The organism is Pantoea sp. RIT413, assembly GCF_003057675.2.
Classification (GTDB): domain Bacteria; phylum Pseudomonadota; class Gammaproteobacteria; order Enterobacterales; family Enterobacteriaceae; genus Pantoea; species Pantoea eucrina.
Map to the genome: position 1 here is coordinate 46,211 of NZ_QBJB02000007.1, position 23,395 is coordinate 69,605.

Annotated in this window: 24 protein-coding genes; 12 read left to right on the forward strand and 12 right to left on the reverse strand. The window is 57.1% G+C overall.

Annotation, left to right across the window (positions count from 1 at the left end):
- The 3 genes from yidD to rpmH are packed head-to-tail and all read right to left on the reverse strand — an operon-like array spanning position 1 to position 737.
- Positions 1-258: a membrane protein insertion efficiency factor YidD gene (gene yidD, locus DBY66_RS10910; RefSeq protein WP_071668252.1), complete on the reverse strand. Its 258-nt coding sequence runs from the start codon at positions 256-258 to the stop codon at positions 1-3.
- Positions 222-581, reverse strand: a complete 360-nt coding sequence (gene rnpA / locus DBY66_RS10915) for a ribonuclease P protein component (protein WP_071668251.1) — start codon at positions 579-581, stop codon at positions 222-224. The genes yidD and rnpA overlap by 37 nt, the downstream gene beginning before the upstream one ends.
- Before the next feature lie 15 nt (positions 582-596).
- Complete coding sequence (gene rpmH / locus DBY66_RS10920) at positions 597-737, reverse strand: 50S ribosomal protein L34 (RefSeq protein WP_003849659.1); 141 nt, start codon at positions 735-737, stop codon at positions 597-599.
- A 598-nt stretch (positions 738-1,335) separates the two neighbouring features.
- Between rpmH and dnaA the strand changes: the two genes are divergently transcribed.
- The 4 genes from dnaA (at position 1,336) to gyrB (ending at position 7,446) form a co-directional block, all read left to right on the forward strand.
- Positions 1,336-2,739 carry a chromosomal replication initiator protein DnaA gene (gene dnaA, locus DBY66_RS10925; RefSeq protein ID WP_039381492.1) on the forward strand — a complete coding sequence of 468 codons (1,404 nt, stop codon included), beginning with the start codon at positions 1,336-1,338 and terminating at the stop codon, positions 2,737-2,739.
- Between the two features lie 5 nt (positions 2,740-2,744).
- Positions 2,745-3,845, forward strand: a complete 1,101-nt coding sequence (gene dnaN / locus DBY66_RS10930) for a DNA polymerase III subunit beta (RefSeq protein WP_039381494.1) — start codon at positions 2,745-2,747, stop codon at positions 3,843-3,845.
- A gap of 86 nt (positions 3,846-3,931) precedes the next feature.
- Positions 3,932-5,020, forward strand: coding sequence for a DNA replication/repair protein RecF (gene recF / locus DBY66_RS10935; RefSeq protein ID WP_108570069.1), 1,089 nt, complete (start codon positions 3,932-3,934; stop codon positions 5,018-5,020).
- Between the two features lie 17 nt (positions 5,021-5,037).
- Positions 5,038-7,446: a DNA topoisomerase (ATP-hydrolyzing) subunit B gene (gene gyrB / locus DBY66_RS10940; protein ID WP_039381501.1), complete on the forward strand. Its 2,409-nt coding sequence runs from the start codon at positions 5,038-5,040 to the stop codon at positions 7,444-7,446.
- A gap of 34 nt (positions 7,447-7,480) precedes the next feature.
- Here gyrB and DBY66_RS10945 read toward each other — a convergent pair whose 3' ends face one another.
- Positions 7,481-7,786, reverse strand: coding sequence for a helix-turn-helix domain-containing protein (locus DBY66_RS10945; RefSeq protein ID WP_108570070.1), 306 nt, complete (start codon positions 7,784-7,786; stop codon positions 7,481-7,483).
- Entirely contained in the window at positions 7,783-8,136 is a 354-nt protein-coding gene (locus DBY66_RS10950) for a type II toxin-antitoxin system RelE/ParE family toxin (RefSeq protein WP_108570071.1), read from the reverse strand. The genes DBY66_RS10945 and DBY66_RS10950 overlap by 4 nt, the downstream gene beginning before the upstream one ends.
- A gap of 206 nt (positions 8,137-8,342) precedes the next feature.
- Between DBY66_RS10950 and yidA the strand changes: the two genes are divergently transcribed.
- The 7 genes from yidA to DBY66_RS10985 all read left to right on the forward strand — a co-directional run bounded on the left by yidA (position 8,343) and on the right by DBY66_RS10985 (position 15,755).
- Positions 8,343-9,152: a sugar-phosphatase gene (gene yidA, locus DBY66_RS10955; protein ID WP_108570072.1), complete on the forward strand. Its 810-nt coding sequence runs from the start codon at positions 8,343-8,345 to the stop codon at positions 9,150-9,152.
- Positions 9,153-9,525: 373 nt separating this feature from the next.
- The gene (locus DBY66_RS10960; RefSeq protein WP_039381509.1) at positions 9,526-10,224 is read left to right on the forward strand and encodes a FadR/GntR family transcriptional regulator; all 699 of its coding nucleotides are present in this window, start codon (positions 9,526-9,528) and stop codon (positions 10,222-10,224) included.
- Positions 10,221-11,099 (forward strand): 2-dehydro-3-deoxygalactonokinase, encoded by an 879-nt coding sequence (locus DBY66_RS10965; RefSeq protein WP_108570073.1) that lies wholly within the window; start codon positions 10,221-10,223, stop codon positions 11,097-11,099. The genes DBY66_RS10960 and DBY66_RS10965 overlap by 4 nt, the downstream gene beginning before the upstream one ends.
- Entirely contained in the window at positions 11,083-11,700 is a 618-nt protein-coding gene (locus DBY66_RS10970) for a 2-dehydro-3-deoxy-6-phosphogalactonate aldolase (RefSeq protein ID WP_108570074.1), read from the forward strand. The genes DBY66_RS10965 and DBY66_RS10970 overlap by 17 nt, the downstream gene beginning before the upstream one ends.
- Positions 11,697-12,845 (forward strand): galactonate dehydratase, encoded by a 1,149-nt coding sequence (gene dgoD, locus DBY66_RS10975; protein ID WP_039381519.1) that lies wholly within the window; start codon positions 11,697-11,699, stop codon positions 12,843-12,845. Before DBY66_RS10970 ends, dgoD begins: the two co-directional genes overlap by 4 nt.
- Before the next feature lie 244 nt (positions 12,846-13,089).
- Positions 13,090-14,382, forward strand: a complete 1,293-nt coding sequence (locus DBY66_RS10980) for an MFS transporter (protein WP_104085883.1) — start codon at positions 13,090-13,092, stop codon at positions 14,380-14,382.
- A 101-nt stretch (positions 14,383-14,483) separates the two neighbouring features.
- A complete protein-coding gene (locus DBY66_RS10985; RefSeq protein ID WP_108570075.1) occupies positions 14,484-15,755 on the forward strand; it encodes a DUF3748 domain-containing protein in 1,272 nt (423 codons plus the stop codon).
- Here DBY66_RS10985 and DBY66_RS10990 read toward each other — a convergent pair.
- Positions 15,724-16,080, reverse strand: a complete 357-nt coding sequence (locus DBY66_RS10990; protein WP_223811800.1) for a YceK/YidQ family lipoprotein — start codon at positions 16,078-16,080, stop codon at positions 15,724-15,726. The two genes, DBY66_RS10985 and DBY66_RS10990, sit on opposite strands and share 32 nt — an antisense overlap.
- A gap of 287 nt (positions 16,081-16,367) precedes the next feature.
- Between DBY66_RS10990 and ibpA the strand changes: the two genes are divergently transcribed.
- Entirely contained in the window at positions 16,368-16,784 is a 417-nt protein-coding gene (gene ibpA, locus DBY66_RS10995; protein ID WP_039381531.1) for a small heat shock chaperone IbpA, read from the forward strand.
- 57 nt (positions 16,785-16,841) lie between these two features.
- Here the strand turns inward: ibpA and DBY66_RS11000 are convergent, their stop codons facing one another.
- The 6 genes from DBY66_RS11000 to DBY66_RS11025 form a co-directional block, all read right to left on the reverse strand.
- The gene (locus tag DBY66_RS11000) at positions 16,842-17,747 is read right to left on the reverse strand and encodes an EamA family transporter (RefSeq protein ID WP_039381533.1); all 906 of its coding nucleotides are present in this window, start codon (positions 17,745-17,747) and stop codon (positions 16,842-16,844) included.
- Positions 17,748-17,787: 40 nt separating this feature from the next.
- Positions 17,788-19,074, reverse strand: a complete 1,287-nt coding sequence (locus DBY66_RS11005; protein WP_108570076.1) for a valine--pyruvate transaminase — start codon at positions 19,072-19,074, stop codon at positions 17,788-17,790.
- An 84-nt stretch (positions 19,075-19,158) separates the two neighbouring features.
- Positions 19,159-20,133: a glyoxylate/hydroxypyruvate reductase GhrB gene (gene ghrB / locus DBY66_RS11010; protein WP_108570077.1), complete on the reverse strand. Its 975-nt coding sequence runs from the start codon at positions 20,131-20,133 to the stop codon at positions 19,159-19,161.
- Positions 20,134-20,200: 67 nt separating this feature from the next.
- Positions 20,201-21,481, reverse strand: a complete 1,281-nt coding sequence (locus DBY66_RS11015; RefSeq protein ID WP_071668245.1) for an MFS transporter — start codon at positions 21,479-21,481, stop codon at positions 20,201-20,203.
- A 93-nt stretch (positions 21,482-21,574) separates the two neighbouring features.
- A complete protein-coding gene (locus DBY66_RS11020) occupies positions 21,575-22,522 on the reverse strand; it encodes a sugar kinase (RefSeq protein ID WP_071668244.1) in 948 nt (315 codons plus the stop codon).
- Between the two features lie 10 nt (positions 22,523-22,532).
- Positions 22,533-23,279, reverse strand: coding sequence for a xylose isomerase (locus DBY66_RS11025; RefSeq protein ID WP_039381548.1), 747 nt, complete (start codon positions 23,277-23,279; stop codon positions 22,533-22,535).
- Between the last annotated feature and the right edge of the window lie 116 nt (positions 23,280-23,395).

Consider the following 23,395-nt stretch of genomic DNA (forward strand, 5'->3'; position numbering starts at 1 on the left):
TTAATGTTCTCTGGTATCAAAGGTTTTTGGCGGCACAGGATCGTCGCCACCCGGGTTTAGCGGGTGGCATTTTAATACGCGTTTAATCGTCAACCAACTGCCTTTTATCACGCCGAAACGGCGCAGGGCCTCAATCCCGTACTGCGAACAGGTGGGATGGAACCGACAATGAGGTCCCAGCAGAGGGCTGATAGCGCGTTGATAAACGCGTATCAGTGCGATCAGGAGCCGCGAGCCAGGCGACAGTGACGACGCCATAGTTTCTCCAACGCTTCCATCAGTGCCCGGTTATCGAGGTCAGCAATCCCCTTTTTCGCAACAATAACAAAATCCATCGCAGGCAGTTCATGCTGACGCAGACGAAAACTTTCCCGGGTCAATCGCTTGATCCGGTTACGTTCATGCGCGCGCTTTACATGCTTTTTAGCGACGGTAAGACCGATGCGGGGATGCCCCAGCGAATTGCGGCGGCCGAGGATGGTGATTTGCGGCGTGCCAGCCCGAAGAGGTTGCTGGAAGACGAAAGTGAAATGAGCGGGAGTTAACAAACGTAACTCCCTGGGAAATGCGAGCTGAACCACGAGGGTTAGCTTTTATTACTTAGAAACGGTCAGACGAGAACGGCCTTTAGCACGACGACGTGCCAGAACCTGACGACCATTTTTGGTTGCCATACGAGCACGGAAGCCGTGTGAACGGTTGCGCTTCAGTACGGACGGTTGAAAAGTGCGTTTCATGGCGATTTCTACCTAAACTTGAAAAATTTCACTGGGTGACGCGTTTTCGGGGCAGTAAAGCGACCGACGCCTCAATGTGTCTTTAATAAAGAGGCGGGATTGTAATAATTGTACAGTCCGGAGTCAATTTACTTCGCTGGTCGCGGGACCTGAATACCCGGAAACACCGCGATTCCGGGCATTAATGCACCACGTGCCAATGCCGGGTGGGGAATTATACGGCCTGTAAAGGAAAGCGCAAGGATCGTCCAGGATCTTCTTGCGATCGCACACGCTATCCACAGGAAAAAAACGCGACGGCGGCTGAAAAATTCGCGTCTGCTGCGCGATCTTCGCTTGCTTTTTTGCCAGAACGGATAAACTGTTCAAAGGTTTTACACCCTGTGGATAAATTGGATCAAAACTGTGTAGAAAGGGAAGATCTCTGGTGCGCTTTGCGCTATGATCCGCCCTTCCGCTGACGATCCTCACTGCGATCGCCGGGGATGACTACCGCAGACAGCGGTCGCAGGCGCTTTCTGACCGCCTGTGTCAAAAAAGACAGTTTCTATTATTAGCGCCTGAAATTCTTATCGATTTTGTACGAGTGGAGTCCGCCGTGTCACTTACGCTTTGGCAACAGTGTCTTGCCCGTTTGCAGGATGAATTACCTGCCACCGAATTCAGCATGTGGATCCGTCCACTGCAGGCTGAATTAAACGACAATACGCTGGCCTTATATGCACCAAATCGGTTTGTACTCGACTGGGTTCGGGATAAATACCTCAACAGTATTAATGGGCTGCTGAACGAATTCTGCGGCGCAAATGTGCCGTTGCTGCGATTTGAAGTGGGTACGCGTCCTGTGGCGCAGGTTGCTGCTGCACAGCCGGTTATGACCAGCACCGTCAGCGCGCCGGCACCGGTGGAAACCCGTCCGGCACCGGCACAGCTGCTGCGTCCGAGCTGGGATTCAGTGCCGGCACCTGCGGACGTGACCTATCGCTCGAACGTGAACAACCGCCATAACTTCGACAACTTTGTTGAGGGTAAATCAAACCAGCTGGCGCGCGCGGCGGCACGCCAGGTGGCAGATAATCCTGGTGGTGCCTATAACCCGCTGTTCCTTTATGGCGGCACGGGTCTGGGTAAAACGCACCTGCTGCATGCGGTCGGTAATGGCATTATTGCCCGTAAACCCAACGCCAAAGTGGTCTACATGCACTCAGAGCGGTTTGTGCAGGACATGGTAAAAGCGCTGCAGAACAATGCGATTGAAGAGTTCAAACGCTACTACCGTTCCGTGGACGCGCTGCTGATCGATGATATTCAGTTCTTTGCCAATAAAGAGCGCTCGCAGGAGGAGTTTTTTCACACCTTCAACGCGCTGCTGGAAGGCAATCAGCAGATCATTCTCACCTCTGACCGTTATCCTAAAGAGATTAACGGCGTGGAAGATCGTCTCAAGTCACGCTTTGGCTGGGGTCTGACCGTAGCCATTGAGCCGCCTGAACTGGAAACGCGCGTGGCCATTCTGATGAAAAAAGCAGATGAGAACGATATCCGCCTGCCGGGTGAAGTCGCTTTCTTCATTGCCAAACGTCTGCGTTCCAACGTGCGTGAGCTTGAAGGGGCGCTGAACCGCGTGATCGCGAATGCCAACTTTACCGGACGCGCCATTACCATCGATTTCGTGCGTGAAGCGCTGCGCGATTTGCTGGCGCTGCAGGAGAAGCTGGTTACTATCGACAACATTCAGAAAACCGTAGCGGAATATTACAAAATCAAAGTGGCGGATTTGCTGTCGAAACGCCGGTCGCGCTCTGTGGCGCGGCCGCGTCAAATGGCGATGGCGATGGCAAAAGAGCTGACCAACCATAGTCTGCCAGAAATTGGCGATGCGTTTGGTGGCCGGGACCATACCACCGTGCTGCACGCCTGCCGAAAAATCGAGCAGCTGCGTGAAGAGAGCCACGACATCAAAGAAGATTTCTCTAACCTTATCCGAACATTATCTTCCTGACGCATATGAAATTTATTGTTGAACGTGAGCAGTTGCTGAAACCCCTGCAACAGGTAAGTGGTCCGCTTGGCGGACGTCCGACGCTGCCGATCCTCGGAAATTTGCTGCTGCAGGTAAATGAAGGGTCGTTGTTGCTGACCGGAACCGATCTGGAAATGGAAATGGTAGCGCGCGTGGCGCTGAATCAGGCCCACGAGCCTGGCGCCACCACGGTGCCGGCGCGCAAATTCCTTGATATCTGCCGTGGCCTGCCGGAAGGCGCTGAAATCAGCGTTACGCTGGAAGGCGATCGCATGCTGGTGCGTTCCGGACGCAGTCGTTTTTCACTGTCAACGCTGCCTGCCAGCGATTTTCCTAACCTGGATGACTGGCAAAGCGAGGTTGAATTTACGCTGCCGCAGGCCACGCTGAAGCGGCTGATTGAAGCCACGCAGTTTTCAATGGCGCATCAGGATGTACGTTACTACCTTAACGGTATGCTGTTTGAGACCGAAGGTGAAGAGCTGCGTACCGTTGCAACCGACGGTCACCGTCTGGCGGTCTGCGCCATGCCGATTGGTCAGGCGCTGCCAAACCATTCTGTGATCGTACCGCGTAAAGGGGTCATTGAGCTGGTCCGCCTGCTGGACGGCGGTGAGAACCCGCTGCGCGTGCAGATTGGCAGCAGCAACATTCGGGCGCACGTAGGCGATTTCATCTTCACCTCTAAGCTGGTGGATGGTCGTTTTCCTGACTACCGGCGCGTTCTGCCCAAAAATCCGGACAAGGCGCTGGAGGCGGGCTGCGATCTGCTCAAGCAGGCGTTTGCCCGTGCGGCTATTTTGTCCAATGAGAAATTCCGCGGCGTACGCATCTACATCACTGAAAATCAGCTGAAAATCACGGCAAACAACCCGGAGCAGGAAGAGGCGGAAGAGATGCTGGATGTCTCTTATAGCGGCACCGAGCTGGAGATTGGCTTTAACGTCAGCTACGTACTGGATGTGCTGAATGCGCTGAAGTGCGAGAACGTCCGTCTGCTGCTTACCGACTCTGTTTCCAGCGTACAGATTGAAGACGTAGCCAGTCCAGCTGCGGCATACGTCGTCATGCCGATGAGATTGTAGGGGCGGCATTTATGCCGACCTGACGGATTTTTGCACCACTTCGGGAGCCATTAATGGCTCCCCTACGTTGATCCCCGGAACACGTCATGGCTTTAACCCGCCTTCTGATTAAAGATTTTCGTAATATTGAGCAGGCTGACCTGGACCTCGCACCCGGCTTTAACTTTCTTGTCGGCGCCAACGGCAGCGGTAAAACCAGCGTGCTGGAGGCGATTTATACGCTGGGTCACGGACGGGCGTTTCGCAGCCTGCAGGCGGGGCGGGTGATCCGTCACGAGCAGGAGGCGTTTGTCCTGCACGGGCGTATTGATGGCGGCGGTGAACGCACGCTGGCGGTGGGGCTGACCAAAAACCGCGCCGGCGACAGCAAGGTGCGGATTGACGGCAGCGACGGGCATAAAGTGGCCGAGCTGGCGCAGCTGCTGCCGATGCAGCTGATTACGCCTGAGGGGTTTACATTGCTCAACGGCGGCCCCAAATACCGCAGAGCCTATATCGACTGGGGCTGTTTTCATGCTTATCCCGGTTTTTTTATCGCCTGGAGCAACCTGCGTCGCCTGCTGAAGCAGCGTAACGCGGCGCTGCGTCAGGCCTCACGCTACAGCCAGATTCGTCCGTGGGATCAGGAGCTGGTGCCGCTGGCCGCGCAGATCAGCGCCTGGCGCGCGGAGTACAGCGCGGCCATCGCCAGTGAGATCACCGCGACCTGCAGCCAGTTTTTGCCTGAGTTTGCCCTGTCATTCTCTTTCCAGCGCGGCTGGGATAAAGAGAGCGACTATGGCGATCTGCTGGAGCGCAATTTTGAGCGCGATCGCGCGCTTACCTACACCGCCAGCGGCCCGCACAAAGCGGATTTCCGCATTCGTGCTGAAGGGACGCCGGTAGAAGATTTACTCTCACGCGGACAGCTGAAGCTGCTGATGTGCGCCCTGCGTTTAGCGCAGGGTGAGTACCTGACGCGCAGCAGCGGACGTCGCTGTTTATACCTGATTGATGACTTCGCATCCGAGCTGGATGACACGCGCCGGCGACTGCTGGCTGAGCGGCTGAAAGCCACGCAGGCTCAGGTGTTTGTCAGTGCTATTGGCACAGAGCATGTAATCGATATGAGCGACGAAAAGGGCAAGATGTTCCGCGTGGAACAGGGTAAAATAGCGGTTCAACCTGAAGATTAAATGAGCGAGAAACGTTGATGTCGAATTCTTATGACTCCTCAAGTATCAAAGTCCTGAAAGGGCTTGATGCGGTACGCAAACGCCCGGGTATGTATATCGGCGATACGGATGACGGCACCGGTCTGCATCACATGGTATTCGAGGTCGTGGATAACGCCATCGACGAAGCGCTCGCCGGACACTGCAGTGACATCGTGGTCACTATCCACGCAGATAACTCCGTGTCGGTGCAGGATGACGGGCGCGGTATTCCAACCGGTATTCACCCGGAAGAGGGTGTCTCGGCGGCGGAAGTGATCATGACCGTTCTGCACGCCGGCGGTAAGTTTGATGACAACTCTTACAAAGTGTCGGGCGGCCTGCACGGCGTTGGCGTTTCCGTGGTTAATGCCCTGTCGCAGAAGCTGGAGCTGACCATTCGTCGCGACGGCAAAGTGCATCAGCAGACCTACGTGCACGGCGTGCCGCAGGCGCCGCTGGCGGTTACCGGCGATACCGAGACGACCGGTACGCGCGTACGCTTCTGGCCAAGCCACGAGACCTTTACCAACGTCACCGATTTTGAATATGAGATTCTTGCCAAACGCCTGCGTGAGCTGTCGTTCCTGAACTCCGGCGTCTCTATTCGCCTGCAGGATAAGCGTGATGACAAGAGCGATCACTACCACTATGAAGGCGGCATCAGGGCGTTTGTGGAGTATCTGAACCGCAACAAAAACCCGATTCACCCTAACGTATTCTATTTCTCTACCGAGAAAGATGGCATCGGTGTGGAAGTGGCGCTGCAGTGGAACGATGGTTTCCAGGAAAACATCTACTGCTTTACCAATAACATTCCGCAGCGCGACGGCGGGACGCATCTCGCCGGTTTCCGTGCGGCGATGACGCGCACGCTCAATGCCTATATGGATAAAGAGGGCTACAGCAAAAAAGCCAAAGTCAGCGCCACCGGTGACGATGCGCGTGAAGGCCTGATTGCCGTGGTTTCCGTGAAAGTGCCGGATCCGAAGTTCTCCTCGCAGACCAAAGATAAGCTGGTCTCCTCCGAAGTAAAATCGGCGGTAGAGCAGCAGATGAATGAGCTGCTGAGCGAATACCTGCTGGAAAACCCGGCGGATGCAAAAATTGTGGTAGGCAAAATCATCGATGCTGCGCGCGCGCGCGAAGCAGCACGCCGTGCGCGTGAGATGACCCGCCGCAAAGGCGCGCTGGATCTGGCCGGCCTGCCGGGCAAGCTGGCAGACTGTCAGGAGCGCGATCCGGCGCTCTCTGAAATCTACCTGGTGGAGGGTGACTCTGCAGGCGGATCGGCGAAGCAGGGGCGTAACCGTAAAAACCAGGCGATTCTGCCGCTGAAGGGTAAAATCCTCAACGTAGAGAAAGCGCGTTTCGATAAAATGCTCTCTTCGCAGGAAGTCGCCACGCTGATCACCGCGCTGGGCTGCGGTATCGGCCGCGATGAGTACAACCCGGATAAACTGCGCTATCACAGCATCATTATCATGACCGATGCGGACGTCGATGGCTCACATATCCGTACGCTGCTGCTGACCTTCTTCTACCGTCAGATGCCGGAAATCATTGAGCGCGGCCACGTTTACATTGCGCAGCCGCCGCTGTTTAAAGTGAAAAAAGGCAAGCAGGAACAGTATATTAAAGACACCGACGCGATGGATCAGTATCAGATCGCCATCGCGCTGGACGGCGCTACGCTGCACACCAACGCCAGCGCACCGGCGCTGGGCGGTGAGCCGCTGGAGAGCCTGGTCGCGGAGTACAACAGTACGCAGAAGATGATCAAACGCATGGAGCGTCGCTTCCCGGCAGCCCTGCTTAATGCGCTGGTTTACCATCCAACGCTGGCAGGGCTGGATGATACCGCCGCCGTCAGCAGCTGGCTGGAAACGCTGGTAGCGTATCTTAACGAGCGTGAAGCACACGGCAGCACCTATGTGGCACAGGTACGCGAAAATCGTGAGCTGCAGCTGGCTGAGCCGGTACTGCGTGTGCGCACCCACGGTGTGGATACCGACTACCCGCTGGATAGCGAGTTTATCGGTGGCCCGGAGTATCGCAAAATCTGTGCGCTGGGCGAGCAGCTGCGCGGCCTGATTGAAGAAGATGCCTACATCGAGCGCGGCGAACGTCGTCAGCCGGTTGCCAGCTTTGAGCAGGCGATTGAGTGGCTGGTGAAAGAGTCGCGCCGTGGTCTCTCCATTCAGCGCTATAAAGGGCTGGGCGAGATGAACCCGGAGCAGCTGTGGGAAACCACCATGGATCCGGACAGCCGCCGTATGCTGCGCGTCACCATCAGGGATGCGATTGCTGCCGATCAGCTCTTCACCACGCTGATGGGCGATGCGGTGGAGCCGCGTCGCGCCTTTATCGAAGAGAACGCGCTGAAAGCCGCTAACATCGATATCTGATACGCTCTGACCCCTCCCGCCCGGGAGGGGTTTTTTATATCCGCAAAGTCCTTTCTCCTGCACCATCCGGCATCTCAACCACCAGGCTCAGCCTGCCGCCCATCGCTTCGATATAACGTTTAATCGTGATTAACCGCTGATCGGCTCCGCCCTGCTCAATTTGTGCGATCCGCGGCTGCTTCACACCCATGGCTTCAGCCACTTTCCGTTGCGACAACTGCAATTCTTCCCTTAATAGCTGCAGGCCGGTTTCCAGTATTAATTCATCAGCTTGCTGCTGAATTTCCACTCTCTCAGCGGCAGAAAATGTCGTATCGAGAAATTTCTTCAGGTCGCTCATGTGTTCCTGTCCTCAGCATGTTCGAGGTGGTTGGTGAAAATCTGGTCTGCAAGGGCAATCATGCGCTGATAAAACTGCTTATCCCCGCGCTTATTGCCAGCACAGAGTACAATCGCTTTTCTTTCAGGATCAAAAGCATAGAAAACTCTTATTGGCTGGCCTGCATACTGAATTCTGAGTTCCTTCATATTGTGATAACTGGAACCGTGAACGGTATCGGCATAAGGCCTGGGCAGCAGGGGCCCATAGTGCTCAAGGTTCAGAAGCGCTGCGGCAAGACGCTTTTTCAGGTTTATTTCCTGTGATAGCAACCAGTCTTTAAAGTGACTGGAAAATATAATTTCCCACATACTGCAATCGTCCTATAAGTGATTGCTTATATAAATTTATAAGCAATCACTTATATGGTCAACTATTCAGCCGCCTGTATATGGCCAGCATAGCGATCCGGAATCTGCCGCCCACCGCATCTGCGATCCGCCGCGCCGATAAACTGGTCAATGAGAGCTGAATCGCGCTAGCATGAAAGTCAGACCCTGAATTAACCGAGGACGTTATGGCGATAAAACTGATTGCGATCGATATGGACGGCACGCTGCTGAATCCGCAGCACGAAATCACTCCGGCGGTAAAAACAGCGATTGGGCGCGCGCGCGACAAGGGCGTGTCGATTGTGCTGGCGACCGGCCGCCCGTTTGTCGGCGTTGAGCGCTATCTGATGGAGCTGGATCTGCGCCAGCCGGGTCAGTACTGCATCAGCAATAACGGTGCGCTGGCGCACAAGGCCGATAGCGGTGACGTGGTGGCTGAGAAAACGCTGAGCTTTGATGATTACCTCTATCTTGAGCAGCTGGCGCGCGAACTCGGCGTGCATTTTCAGGCGTTCGACAAATCGTCCCTCTATACCCCCAATAAAGACATCAGCGAATACACCATTCATGAAGCCAGCCTGACCGGTATTCCGGTGCGCTATCGTGCGGTTGAAGAGATGGATCCGGCGACGCGCTTCCCGAAAATTATGATGATCGATAAGCCGGCGCTGCTGGATAAAGCGATCGCCGGGCTGCCAGTACGCATGCAGGAGAGCTACACCGTCCTGAAAAGCGCGCCTTATTTTCTGGAAATCCTCAACCCGCTGGTGAACAAAGGCTATGGCGTGAAGATGCTGGCGGAAAAACTCGGCCTGCAGCAGTCAGAAGTGATGGCGATTGGCGATCAGGAGAACGATCTGGCGATGATTGAGTATGCCGGCACCGGCGTGGCGATGGGTAATGCCATCGACTCAGTGAAAAAGATCGCTCAGTTCGTGACTAAAACCAATATGGAAGATGGCGTTGCGCACGCTATCGAAGAGCTGGTGCTGTAACCCCAGCACGTTTATATGATTCCCGGCACGCTGCGGGAGCCCCGCAGATAATCCCCCTCACCGCGGTATCTCTGTGCCGGTTGTGGAAGGTCGTATGGCCTGCCGCACCGGCATCACCTCCTTCTCAGACCAGCCGCGCGCTTCAGGCTTCCTCATTGCCGTGGTTAAACGCTGACGCTGTGCGCGTCATGACGAGCCGGCAGGGCCTGCCAATCGGTAAAATCCGCATCGATTGTCTGTTTTGTGATCTGAATTGTAGTACGAGATACATATGTAGTACTACAATTGTCCGCAATGGCTCAGGCAGCCGTTAGGTTTCAAACCAGGAACGCAGTAATCTGACGGGCTGATGCCCTTCATATACCGGACTCCCATGACACAACAACAGCTGAGCAAAACAGAGCGCATTATCCATACGCTGGGTGAAGAGATTGTCGCCGGTAAGTATGTGCCGGGTGCGGCGCTGCCCGCAGAAGCAGAGCTGTGCGAACAATTCGGGACCTCACGCAACATCATCCGTGAGGTTTATCGTGCGCTGATCGCAAAGCGCCTGATGGAGATGAAGCGTTACCGCGGTGCGTTCGTGACCCCGCGCAATCAGTGGAATTATCTCGATAGCGATGTATTGCAGTGGGCGCTGGCGCACGATCAGGATCCGCGCCTGATTGCCGCCATGAACGAAGTGCGCGTGCTGGTTGAGCCGCAGATTGCGCGCTGGTCAGCCGAGCGGGCGACCTCAACCGATCTGGCCGCTATCGAACAGGCCTATAACGATATGGTGGCAAACCATCTCGATCGCGAAGCGTTTAACGATGCGGATATTCGCTATCACGAAGCGGTGATGGGCTCGGTACATAATCCGGTGCTGCAGCAGCTTAACGTCGCGATAAGCCAGCTCCAGAAAGCGGTGTTTGCGCAGACGTACATGGCGGACGCCGGCAATATGCCGCGCACATTAGCTGAACATAAAGCGCTGTACGACGCTATTCGTCATCAGGATAGTGACGCCGCGGAACGTGCAGCAAAAGCGATGATTGCCAGCTCCACGGCCCGACTGAGAGAGATTTTGTGACCAGCTATATCGCTATTGACTGGGGCTCAACGAATTTACGCGCCTGGCATTATCAGCAGGGCGTCTGCGTTAATGAACGCCGCTCCCCCGCCGGCATCACGCGCCTCGGCGGGCAGACGCCAGCGCAGGTCTTTGCCAGCGTCACCGCTGGCTGGCCTGTGGATGAGGTGCCGGTGATCATGGCCGGCATGGTCGGCAGCAATGCCGGCTGGCTGTCAGTCCCCTATCTGCCCTGTCCGGCCAGCCTGAATGCGCTGCACGCTCACCTGACGCGTGTGGAGCAAAAAGCATGGATTGTGCCGGGACTAAGCGTTGAACGTGATGATAACTACAACGTGATGCGCGGTGAAGAGACGCAGCTGCTGGGTGCGTTAACGCTGCAGCCGGTAGCGCTGTGTGTAATGCCCGGCACGCATGCCAAATGGGTTCAGCTGGAACAGGATCGGGTGCTGGACTTTCGTACGGTCATGACCGGTGAGCTGCACCATTTACTGCTGCAGCAGTCGCTGATTGGCGCCGGTCTGCCCGAACAGGAGACCTCTCAGGCGGCATTTATGCAGGGGGTGGAAAGAGGGTGTCAGGATGCGTCTGTTATTGCCCGCCTGTTTGAAGTGCGCGCGGCGCATGTGCTGGGCGCCCGCGATCGCCGTCATGTCAGTGAGTTTCTTTCCGGCCTGTTAATCGGTCATGAAGTGGCGCTGATGACGCAGCGCATGGATGCGTCACCACAGCCGATCGCCATTATTGGCGGCCACACGCTGGCGCAGCGTTATCAGCAGGCGCTGACGTTTATTAACCGGGATTCAGTTACGCTGGAAGGCGATGTTGCATTCCAGCATGGAATGAGGAGTATTGCGAATGTCCTGGCCCACTAAACTGCCGCTGATTGCTATTCTGCGCGGCATAACACCGGATGAAGCTGAAGCGCACGTCGGTGCGCTCATTGAGGCTGGCTTTGATGCCATCGAAATTCCGCTGAATTCGCCCGACTGGGCGCAAAGCATCGGGGCGATGGTGGCAACGTTTGGCGATAGCGCGCTGATTGGCGCAGGAACGGTGCTGGAAACGGCACAGGTCGACAGGCTGGCCACGCTGAACAGCAGGCTGGTGGTCACGCCCAACACGGATGCGGACGTGATTTGTCAGGCGGTCGCGCAGGGCATGATTGTTGCAGCCGGCTGTGCTACCGCTTCAGAAGCCTTTACCGCTTTAAAGGCGGGGGCGCAGGCGCTGAAAATTTTCCCCTCTTCAGCCTTTGGCCCCGGCTATATCAAAGCGCTGAAAGCGGTCCTGCCGCCGGAAGTCCCGGTGTTTGCCGTTGGCGGCGTTACACCCGAAAATCTGCATGAATTTATGGCTGCAGGCTGCATCGGCGCCGGTCTGGGCAGCGATCTCTATCGCGCCGGCCAGCCGCTGTCACGCACGGCAGAGAAGGCCCGCGCATTTATTGCTGCTTACAAGGACGCTGTACAATGAAAATTACCCGACTCACGACGTATCGTCTGCCGCCGCGCTGGATGTTCCTGAAAATCGAAACCGACGAGGGCATCACCGGCTGGGGTGAACCGGTAATTGAAGGACGCGCCCGCAGCGTCGAAGCAGCGGTGCATGAGCTGTCAGAGTATCTGGTCGGGCAGGATCCGGCGCGCATCAACGACTTATGGCAGGTGATGTACCGCGGCGGCTTTTACCGCGGTGGTCCGATTCTGATGAGTGCCATTGCCGGCATCGATCAGGCGCTGTGGGATATCAAAGGCAAAGCGCTTGGCGTACCGGTATATCAGCTGCTGGGCGGTCTGGTACGCGACAGTATCAAAGCGTATAGCTGGGTAGGCGGCGACCGGCCGGCGGAGGTCATCGATGGCATTCAGAAACTGCGCGCCATCGGGTTTGATACCTTCAAGCTCAACGGCTGCGAAGAGATGGGTATCATCGATAACTCGCGCAAAGTCGACGCGGCGGTCAATACCGTGGCGCAAATCCGCGAAGCGTTCGGCAGCGAGATTGAGTTTGGCCTCGATTTTCACGGCCGCGTCAGCGCGCCGATGGCAAAAGTGCTGATTAAAGAGCTGGAGCCCTATCGTCCGCTGTTTATTGAAGAGCCGGTGCTGGCCGAGCAGGCGGAATACTATCCGCGCCTGGCTGCGCAGACTCACCTGCCGATCGCTGCCGGTGAGCGGATGTTCTCGCGGTTTGAGTTCAAACGCGTGCTGGAAGCGGGCGGGCTGGCCATTCTCCAGCCCGATCTGTCGCACGCTGGCGGCATCACCGAATGCTACAAAATTGCCGCCATGGCAGAGTCGTATGATGTTGCGCTGGCGCCGCACTGTCCGCTGGGCCCGATTGCGCTCGCGGCCTGTCTGCATGTCGACTTCGTATCGCGTAATGCGGTATTCCAGGAGCAGAGCATGGGTATTCACTACAATCAGGGTGCCGAACTGCTCGATTACGTTATTAATAAAGACGATTTTAAAATGGATGATGGCCACTTTTATCCGTCGAATAAACCAGGCCTTGGCGTGGAAATTAACGAAGAGCTGGTGATTGAGCGCAGTAAAAATGCGCCAGACTGGCGTAATCCGCTATGGCGCTTCCCGGACGGCTCTGTGGCTGAATGGTGATCGCTGCTCTGCGGGTGACTGATTAAAATAATCACCCTGCGTCAGGCCGGATTATTCAGGCTGTTGGAAATTTATAAATATTTTAAAAAAAGTGCCGGATAAATAAGGCTCAGGCTACCCCTCAGCCTTACTGACGGCACGGTATATTTACCGCTACGGCGGATTACATCTGACTATCTTACCCTGCATTGTTTGCGGTGCGCCTTGTTGCGCCCTGCGGACAACATCATGACGGAGAAACACCATGGATCTCTCTGCTGTTCAGGCCAGACCAACGCGGCGGCGTTATATTACGCTGTTAATGATCTTTATTACCGTGGTTATTTGTTATGTGGATCGCGCTAATTTAGCGGTAGCCTCAGCTCATATTCAGGAGGAGTTTGGCATTACCAAAGCGGAAATGGGCTATGTTTTTTCCGCCTTTGCCTGGCTATATACGCTCTGCCAGATCCCCGGAGGCTGGTTTCTCGATCGCGTGGGTTCGCGGCTGACCTATTTTATTGCCATCCTCGGCTGGTCGGTGGCGACATTATTTCAGGGATTTGCCACGGGCTTATTATCGCTGATTAGCTTACGTGCGGTTACCGGTGTATTTGAGGCGCCGGCATTCCCGACAAATAATCGCCTGGTAACCAGCTGGTTTCCGGAGCAGGAGCGTGCGTCTGCCGTTGGCTTCTACACCTCCGGACAGTTTGTCGGACTGGCATTCCTGACGCCGCTGCTGATCTGGATCCAGGAGCTGCTCAGCTGGCACTGGGTGTTTATCATTACCGGCGGAATTGGCATCGTCTGGTCGCTGGTGTGGATCAAAGTGTACCGGGCACCCAGACACAGCAAAGGGATCAATCAGGCCGAGCTGGACTATATTCGCGAAGGTGGCGCAATGGTTGACGGTGATGCGCCGTCAGAGAAAAAAGCACGCACCCGGCTTACAGCTGCCGACTGGAAACTGGTGTTCCACCGTAAACTGTGCGGCGTGTACCTTGGTCAGTTTGCGGTGACCTCAACGCTGTGGTTCTTCCTGACATGGTTCCCTAACTACCTGACCCAGGAAAAGCATATTGCCGCATTAACCGCCGGTTTCATGACAACCGTACCGTTTCTGGCCGCTTTTTTCGGCGTGATCCTGTCTGGTATCGTGGCCGACAGGCTGGTGCGCAGCGGACGCTCAATCGGCTTCGCACGCAAAACGCCGATCATCTGCGGTCTGCTGATCTCTACCTGCATCATGGGTGCTAACTACACCAATGATCCCGTGTGGATTATGGTGCTGATGGCGCTGGCGTTCTTCGGTAACGGTTTCGCCTCAATCACCTGGTCACTGGTATCATCGCTGGCACCGGTTCGTCTGATTGGTCTGACCGGCGGCATGTTCAACTTTATCGGCGGACTTGGCGGTATTACGGTTCCGCTGGTGGTCGGTTATCTGGCGCAGGATTATGGCTTTGCTCCGGCTCTGGTGTATATCTCCGCCGTGGCGCTGGTGGGCGCACTCTCCTACATTCTGCTGGTCGGCGACGTGAAACGCGTTGGCTGATCCGACGAGGCGCGCATGGAAGCGCGCATCCCCGCAAAACTGCTGCGCCCCGGCAGGGAATCGCGTACCGTATCAGCATTGGTTATTTGTCAGAGCGTCCCATGTCAGAAAAACAGCTTACCTTTGCGCAGCGTCATCACCAGCTGACCAATATCAACGTCTGGACCGCCGACAGCCAGTGGCTGGCGTTTGATGTGCGCCCCTCCGGCGCCTCTTTTACCGGCCTGACCATTGAGCGGGTTAACGTCTTTACGGGCGCCGTTGAGCTTCTCTATCAGGCGCGCGACGGGGCTCACGTTGGGGTGGTGACCGTAAGCCCCGACCTGCCGCCGCGCTACGTCTTTATTCATGGCCCGGAACATCCCGATGCACACTGGCATTACGATTTTCACCATCGCCGTGGCGTGATCGTGCAGAATGGCCATGCGGAGACGCTGGACGCCTGCGATATTACCGCGCCCTATACGCCGGGCGCGCTGCGCGGCGGATCGCATGTGCATGTCTTTAGCCCGGATGGCACCCGCCTCAGCTTTACTTACAACGATCATGTGATGCATGAGCGCGACAGCCGCGAGGACCTGCGCAACGTCGGCGTGGCCGTGCCGCTGCATCCGGTCTGTCCGGCTGAAAAACATCCGCGTGAGTATGATGGCAGCCACTACTGCGTGCTGATCAGCCAGACGCAGCGCGACCCGCAGCCCGGCAGCGATGCGATCGATCGCGCTTATGAAGAGTGCTGGATTGGCGATCGCGGCTATCAGAAAGCTGACGGCAGCTGGCAGCGCTGGGCTATCGCCTTTATCGGCGACACGCGCAGCGCCAGCGGGCAGAAGGTGCCGGAGGTGTTTATCGTGGATTTACCGGACGCGCTGGCTGATTACGCCCGTCCCGGCAGCTCGCCGCTGGAGGGCAGCGATACCCGGATGCCGGCACCGCCGGCAGGGGTGCAGCAGCGGCGGCTGACGCATACCCGGGGTCTGGCGCTGCAGCCGCGTCACTGGCTGCGCGCGGCGCCAGACGGCAGCGCGATTGCCTTTCTGCTGGCCGATGAGCAGGACATTATTCAGCTCTGGAGCGTGTCGCCCAACGGCGGTGAGCCGCGGCAGATCACCCGGCTCAGCAGCAGTATCCAGTCTGCGTTCAGCTGGCATCCGCAGGGTGATGCCGTCGCCTTTATCTGTGCCGACCGCGTAATGCGCTGCGAAATGGCAGACGGTCGCTGTACGCCACTGACGCCGGTCACTGCCGCCGCGCTGAGCGGCGACGCAGTGGTCTGGTCGCCGGACGGAAAACAGATCGCCTATATGCGTGAAGTGGAGGGCTGGCGCCAGCTGTTCTGCGTCAGTGCGACGCCGGCATCGCAGCAGCCGTAGCGAGGCTCGCCTGGGTATTGGCCTCTCTTTCACTTTGCAGCACGCGTTCGCGCGGTGAGGAGCTGCGTTTGTCCTCACCGGCGTGGAAGTAGTCCCACGGCAGCAGCAGCGTATCCAGCACGGCAGAGAAGGGCAGATCGATCAGCGCCAGCGGCTTCAGCACCCAGCCCGTGTCATCATCAGTCAGCATTTTGGCACTGGCGCGGGTGCCAGGATAGTAACCCTGACTGCCGCCGGAGTGCGACATCATGCTGGAGCAGCCGGAGGTGGTTATCACACAGCACACCAGCAGGCCGGTCAGCGGAAAACGTTTTATCATCTTCATTGTCATCATCCCTTCAGTCATGGCTGCATCCCTGGCAGCAATATGTCACCTGACGTTATCAGCGCTCTCTGGCTCTGTTTTCAGTGCAGGTGCAGGGTTTCCTGAGTGTATGTCATCTCACCGGTTTTGCTGCAAAAAAATCACGCCGGTGGCCCTTGAAAAGATCGCTACCATACCCATTTTCACATTACGGCCGTATGACTGTTGCCGCATGGGACAGTGCCAGGCCGGACAACCTGTCCATAGTGGAAGGTTGCCAAAACTTGCTGATTATCAGGAGTCTTATTATGCGTAACTTTGATCTCTCTCCACTTTATCGTTCTTCCATCGGTTTCGATCGTCTGTTTAATCTGCTGGAAACCAATCAGAACCAGGCGAACGGAGGCTACCCTCCTTACAATGTCGAACTGGTGGATGAAAACCACTACCGCATTACGATTGCGGTAGCAGGCTTTGCCCAGAATGAGCTGGATATCACCGCCCACGACAATATGCTGGTGGTACGCGGCGCGCACCCTGAAGAGCAGCCGGAGCGCAAATATCTTTATCAGGGCATCGCCGAGCGCAATTTTGAGCGTAAATTCCAGCTGGCCGATCACATCGTGGTGCGCGATGCGCGTCTCGAACTCGGTCTGCTGAGCATCGATCTGGAGCGCATCGTTCCTGAAGAGGCGAAACCGCGCCGGATTGAAATTCTGAAATAAGGCCATCACATAAGCCTTAAGCGCCGCAGCAATGCGGCGTTTTTTTTTTGATCAGATTCAGGCGCGGGAGAGCAGCCGCTGGCTCAGCAGGCCGCCAAAGACATTGATCAGCAGACCGGCAACGATCACCGCTGCGCCCAGCAGCTCCTGCGCGGTCAGCGCTTCATCCAGCACAACGGCCGCGCTGATAATCCCCACCACCGGCACCAGCAGCGTCAGCGGCGCGACGCGCCAGGTTTCATAGCGGCTCAGCAGCCGGCCCCAGATGCCATAACCGATGATAGTGGCGATGAAAGCCAGATAGATCAGCGCCAGAATAGTCTGCAGTGAAATGCCCTGCAGGCTGTGCACGATGAGCGCGCTGCCTTCAAACCACCAGGAGCAGATGAAAAAGGGAATAACCGGCACCAGCGCGCTCCACACCACCAGCGACATCACCGGTACGCGGTGATTGCGCAGAATGATTTTATTGGTGATATTGCCCAGCCCCCAGGAGGCCGCCGCCGCCAGCGTCAGCAGCATGGTTGTCAGGGTAATGCCGCCTGCCGTCTGGCCCGCCATACCGGCGCTGGCGAGCAGATACATCCCCAGGGTCGCAATCACGATGCCGGTAATATGATTCCAGCGCAGCTTCTCAGCCAGCAGCAGCGCGCCCAGCAGCAGCGTGAAGAACGCCTGCGCCTGCAGCACCAGCGACGCTACCCCGGCGGGCATGCCAAGCTTGATGGCTAAAAACAGGAAGGCAAACTGCCCGAAGCTGATCGTCATGCCATAGATGACCAGCCAGCGCAGCGGAATAGCCGGACGCTTTACAAACAGCAGGGCCGGAAACGCCACCAGGGCAAAACGCAGTCCCGCCAGCAGAAAAGGCGGCATGCCCTGCAGCCCGAGTTTGATCACCACAAAATTGACGCCCCACGCCACAACGACGCACAGCGCTAACAGCATATCTTTCACGGACATAAGGGCTTCCTGTTCTCAGGCTGTAGCCGGTTTCGGGCGGTTAAACCCGGTTCTCGTCTGCGGGATACGTGACGCTTTCGGCCTCGCGGAGCGCGCGCTCCAGCTCCTCCGCCAGGATCCGGACTGCTTGCTCAATTTTTGCCGCTTCCGGTACGTAGTTCATGCGCATGCACTGATGCGTATGCGGCCACGCCTGCTCCAGCCCCGGGAAGAAGAAGTGGCCCGGCACCATCAGCACGCCGCGCGCTTTGAGACGCTGATAGAGCACTTCAGTGGTGATGGGCAGATCGCGAAACCAGAGCCAGAGGAAAATGGCCCCCTCCGGCTTGTGGATCAGACAGCGATCTTCCGGCAGGTAGCGACGCAGGATCGCCAGCGTTTCCGCCACTTTAGCCTGATAAAATGGCCGGATAACCTCATCAGAGAGGCGCAGCAGATCGCCGCGTACAATCATTTCGTTTGCCAGCGCCGGGCCAATGCTGCCGGGCGCCAGGCTGATAATACCGTTCATATTACCCAGCGCGCTGATGGTGCTTTCATCGGCAATAATGATGCCGCAGCGTGCGCCAGGCAGGCCGAGCTTGGAGAGGCTCATGCAGAGAATGGTGTTGGGATTCCACAGCGGGCGCGCTTCGCTGAAAATGATACCGGGGAAGGGCACGCCGTAGGCGTTGTCGATCAACAGCGGCACGCCGTGCTGCTGTGCCAGCGCATCCAGCTGCAACAGCTCATCGTCAGTGACCACATTGCCGGTCGGATTGGTCGGGCGCGAAACGCAAATCAGCCCGATATCCTCATGCAGCGGCAGATGGTCGAAATCGACATGATATTTAAACTGCCCTTCTGGCAGCAGCTCGATGGTGGGCTTCGCTGAAACAAACAGCCCCTCTTCGAGGCCGGCGTCAGCGTAACCGAGATATTCCGGCGCCAGCGGAAACAGCACGCGCTTTTTACTGCCGTCGGCGCGGTGTCCGGCAAACAGATTAAACAGATAGAAAAACGCGCTCTGGCTGCCGTTGGTCAGCGCAATATTTTGCGCCGTGACAGGCCAGCCAAACTGCTCGCGCAGCAGGGTGGCAAGCGATGCCAGCAGCTGCGCCTTGCCGCGTGGCCCGTCATAGTTGCACAGCGCCTCGCTCAGCGTGCCATCTTTATGCATCTGCAGCAGCAGCTGGTCAAAATAATCGTTCATTGCCGGGATCTGTGCCGGGTTACCGCCGCCCAGCATGATGGTGCCGGGTGCGCGCAGTCCCTCTCCCATATCTTCCATCAGACGGGAGATACCGGTGGGTTGCGTAAATTTGTCGCCGAACTGAGAAAAGGACATAGGAAGTAAAAATTTTGTGAAAGCGAATGGAGAAAACCACCATAACGCCCGCCTGCGGCGGGCGCAATGGCTAAAGCGGTCCTGTCAGCGCAGAACCTGCGGGTTAACGCAGTTTTTATCCGGTGTACCGGTCAGCGCGGCAATCAGATTTTCAACCGCATCACGGGCCATGCCGTAGCGCGTCTCGTGCGTGGCTGAACCAATATGCGGCAGCGCCACCACGTTTGGCAGGGTAAGGATCTCTGCCTCAGCGGGAACGGGTTCTACCTCAAAAACGTCCAGTCCGGCAGCCAGCAGGGTGCCCGCTTTCAGCGCTGCCGTCAGCGCCTGCTCATCCACCACCGGGCCGCGACCCGCGTTGATCAGAATTGCGCCGGGCTTCATCAGCTGCAGCTGCGCGGCACCAATCATATGGTGCGTCTGTTCGGTGAGCGGCAGACTGATGCAGACAAAATCGCTCTCTTTCAGCAGCGTCTCCAGCTCGCAGGCGCGGGCCTGAAAGCGGTTCTCCGCTTCTTCATGCTGACGACGGGCGTTATAGAGAATATTCATACCAAAACCGAAATGGGCGCGCTGCGCCAGCGCCAGGCCAATACGGCCCATGCCTAAAATCCCCATGGTTTTGTGGTGAACGTCGGTGCCAAACAGATCCGGACCGATGCTCTTTTTCCAGTTGCCTTCTTTAACCCATTTATCCAGCTCGGCCACGCGGCGTGCGGTGCTCAGTACCAGCGCCATCATGGTATCCGCTACGGTCTCGGTCAGGACCGTCGGGGTGTGCATCAGCAGCACCTTGCGCTGATTCAGCGCGTCAACGTTAAAGTTGTCATAGCCGACGGAGACGGTGGAGCAGGCGCGCAGCGCCGGCATCTGCGACAGCAGTGCGTCATCGACTTTGCCGCCGGAACCGATAATACCTTCTGCCTGCGCAAACGCGTCCGCATGCTGGCGCACCGTTTCCGGTGAAACATCTTTTACTTCGGTAACGTGAAAATGCGTATCGAGCTGGCGGCGCAGATCGTCAGGCAGGCTTTTGTAGAGGATCACAGCAGGTTTCATGAATCGCTTCCTGTAGAAATAGGTGACGGGCGACAGGTGCCGCCCGGAGAAGTCATCTCTTACGCTTTCAGGCGTGCTTCGCCCCGTGAATCGGCGGCGTTTTGTTTGCGGCAGGCTTGACGATCAGCGTCAGCCAGACCGAAACCAGCAGGGCTGAACCCATGAAGATATAAGATGCGGCCGGGCTGCCGGTTGCTCCATTAAGATAGCCGACAATCCATGAACCGATAAAGGAACCCAGCGCACCCATGCTGTTAATCAGCGCCATGGCACCACCCGAAACGTTGCGCGGCAGCATTTCCGGAATGATGGCAAAGAACGGACCATAAGGGGCATACATCGCTCCGCCGGCAATCACCAGCAGCGCATAGGAGAGCCAGAAATTGCCCGGACCTACCAGATAAGAGCCAAGGAACGCCAGTGCGCCAATCAGCAGCAGCGGCCAGACAAACAGTTTCCGGTTCTGCGTTTTATCAGACGCCCACGACACCACCACCATGGCGATAGTAGCGACCAGATAAGGCACCGCTGAGAGCCAGCCCGCTTCCACCATACCCATCTGCGTGCCGTTACGCAGAATGGAAGGCAGCCACAGCACAAAGCCGTATACGCCAATACTCCAGGCAAAATACTGCATGCAAAGGATGATGACGTTGCGATTGCGAAACGCTTCGCTGTAGTTCCGCACCGCTTTGATATTTTCCTGCTCTTTCTGCAGCTGCGCCTGCAGCGCGGCTTTTTCCTCATCGCTCATCCATTTTGCCTGCGCCGGTTTATCCTGCACCAGGAACCACCAGGCGATAGCCCAGATCACCGCCGGAAAACCTTCGATGATGAACATCTCACGCCAGCCAAAGGCGTTAATCAGATAGCCGGACACCACCGACATCCACAGTACGGTGACCGGGTTGCCGAGGATCAGAAAGGTATTGGCGCGCGAACGCTCCGACTTGGTAAACCAGTTACTGATGTAGATCAGCATCGCGGGCATCACGGCCGCTTCCACCACGCCGAGGATAAAGCGGATCGCTGCCAGCATCGGAATATTGCTGACGATCCCGGTCAGCGAAGCGCAGCCGCCCCACAGGATCAGGCACCAGAAAATCAGTTTTTTTACGCTGCGGCGCTCGGCATAGATAGCACCGGGGATTTGAAAGAAGAAGTAGCCGAGAAAAAACAGCGCGCCCAGCAGCGATGACATCCCTTTGGTAATGCCGAGATCGTCATTAATGCCTGCGGCAGAGGCGAAGCTGAAGTTCGCCCGGTCCAGATACGCCAGACTGTAGGTGATAAACACGATGGGCATGATATACCACCAGCGTTTTGGCGCGATTGTCTGCGATTTCATGCGTGACTCCTCTGGTTGAGGCGGGCACATTCCGTGGATGCGCCTCAGAATAATAGTGTTGTAGGGTAAGTAGTATCGTGCCGGCGCAGTAACTCAGTAATCACCCAGCGCCGCGCGGGTGGGTAAGCCTTCACTGTCTCCCGCTACCTGAATAGCGAGCGATCCGATCTTATTGCCGCGCAGAATCGCCTGCGGCAGCGTTTTATCTTCCAGCAGGGCGCTGATCAGGCCCACGGCAAAGCCGTCGCCTGCGCCCACGGTATCCACCACGTTGTCGACCAGCACCGGGGCGACCACGCCTTTTTCTCCCTGTGCCGTTTTATACCAGGCACCGTCGCAGCCGGTTTTAATCACCACCGCTTTGACGCCCTTATCGAGGTAGAAATCAGCAATCGCTTCCGGCTGGCGATAGCCGGTCAGGATATAGCCCTCTTTTTCACCCGGCAGCACCCAGTCGGCATACTCTGCCAGCGCATTAAGCTGCTGGCGCATCTCTGCTTCGCTGCGCCACAGCACCGGACGCAGATTGGGATCGAAAGAGATACTTTTGCCCTGCGCCCGCATTGTCTGTGCCGCATAGTGCAGCAGCGCCAGCGATGAATCAGAAAGCGCAGCGGCCACGCCGCTCAGATGAAGATGGCGCGCGCTGCCAAAATAGTCCGGATTAAAATCGTCCGGCGAGAGGTGGCTTGCCGCCGATCCTTTGCGGAAATATTCCACTTCCGGATCGGAGCCGTCGTCGACGCGCGCTTTCAGCTGAAAGCCGGTACGGTAGCGGGCATCCGTGGTCACACAGCGGTGATCAACGCTCTCTTTTGCCAGCTGCTGCAGCGTGAAGCGCCCGAAGCTGTCATCCCCGACGCGGCTGACCCAGCCAACCTGCAGGCCAAGACGCGCCAGACCGATGGCAACGTTCAGTTCGGCGCCGGCAATACGCTTGATAAAGCGCTCTGCCGCCGCAAGGTCGCCGGTTTGCTGCGCGATAAACATCGCCATCGCTTCGCCAATGGTGACGACATCAAGTTGAGAAGGTTGTGTCATGGCAGGCTCCTTAGGCGGCACGCAGCAGGTCAACATAGTGGCGGGTTACCGCCAGCAGATCGCCGCCTTCCAGCGGGAACTCAATACCGCGCGGTGCATCTGCGGGCAGGGCGTGCAGCAGCGTGCGCCAGCTCTCATCCGCATCATCAAGGGCGATCGCCCGGAACGTGTCGCGATGCGCAACGGCCGCTTTAACGTGCACATAGCTGACGTAGCGGCTGAGCTGATGAGCAGCCTGCAGCGCATCCTCGCCGGTCCAGAGCCAGTTCCCCATATCGAACGTCATATCCAGCGGCAGGGCGGCGTCGCAGGCGTGGTGAAAAAAGCGCAGCATGGGCGCCAGCGTACTGTCAGCGGTCTGATCGTTCTCAATCACCAGCGTCACGGATGTTGACGCCAGAATCTCTACCAGCTGCCGGTCAGCCAGCTGAACAAAGTGGCCAATAGCGAGTTTCAGCCGCTGCGCGCCGAGCTGCTCCGCTTCATGGAAAAACTGTGCCAGCCGTGGATTGAGTGCGCCATCTGCCAGCCACAGCGATTCCGGAACGGAGTAGCTGACCTGCAGCGACTGCTCACGCGCCGTCTGGCCCAGCTCCGGCAACTGCTGCAGCTCAATGTCGCTGAACAGCTCGCGGCGAATCTCAACGCCGTCAGCGCCGGCCGCTTTGATCAGCGGCAGCAGGCGGCTCTGCCCGCCAAGCTCGGCAATTTTATGCGCGCCGTAGGCGGCGGTCACTACAATAATTTCTGGTCTCATCACGTCTCTCCGGGCACCAAACTGCCTCCCAATCGTTGAGAAAACGTTAGATGGAACCGGTTCCAAAGGAAAGACGCAGACTGCGGATTTATGATCCTGCTCACGAAGTCAGCATC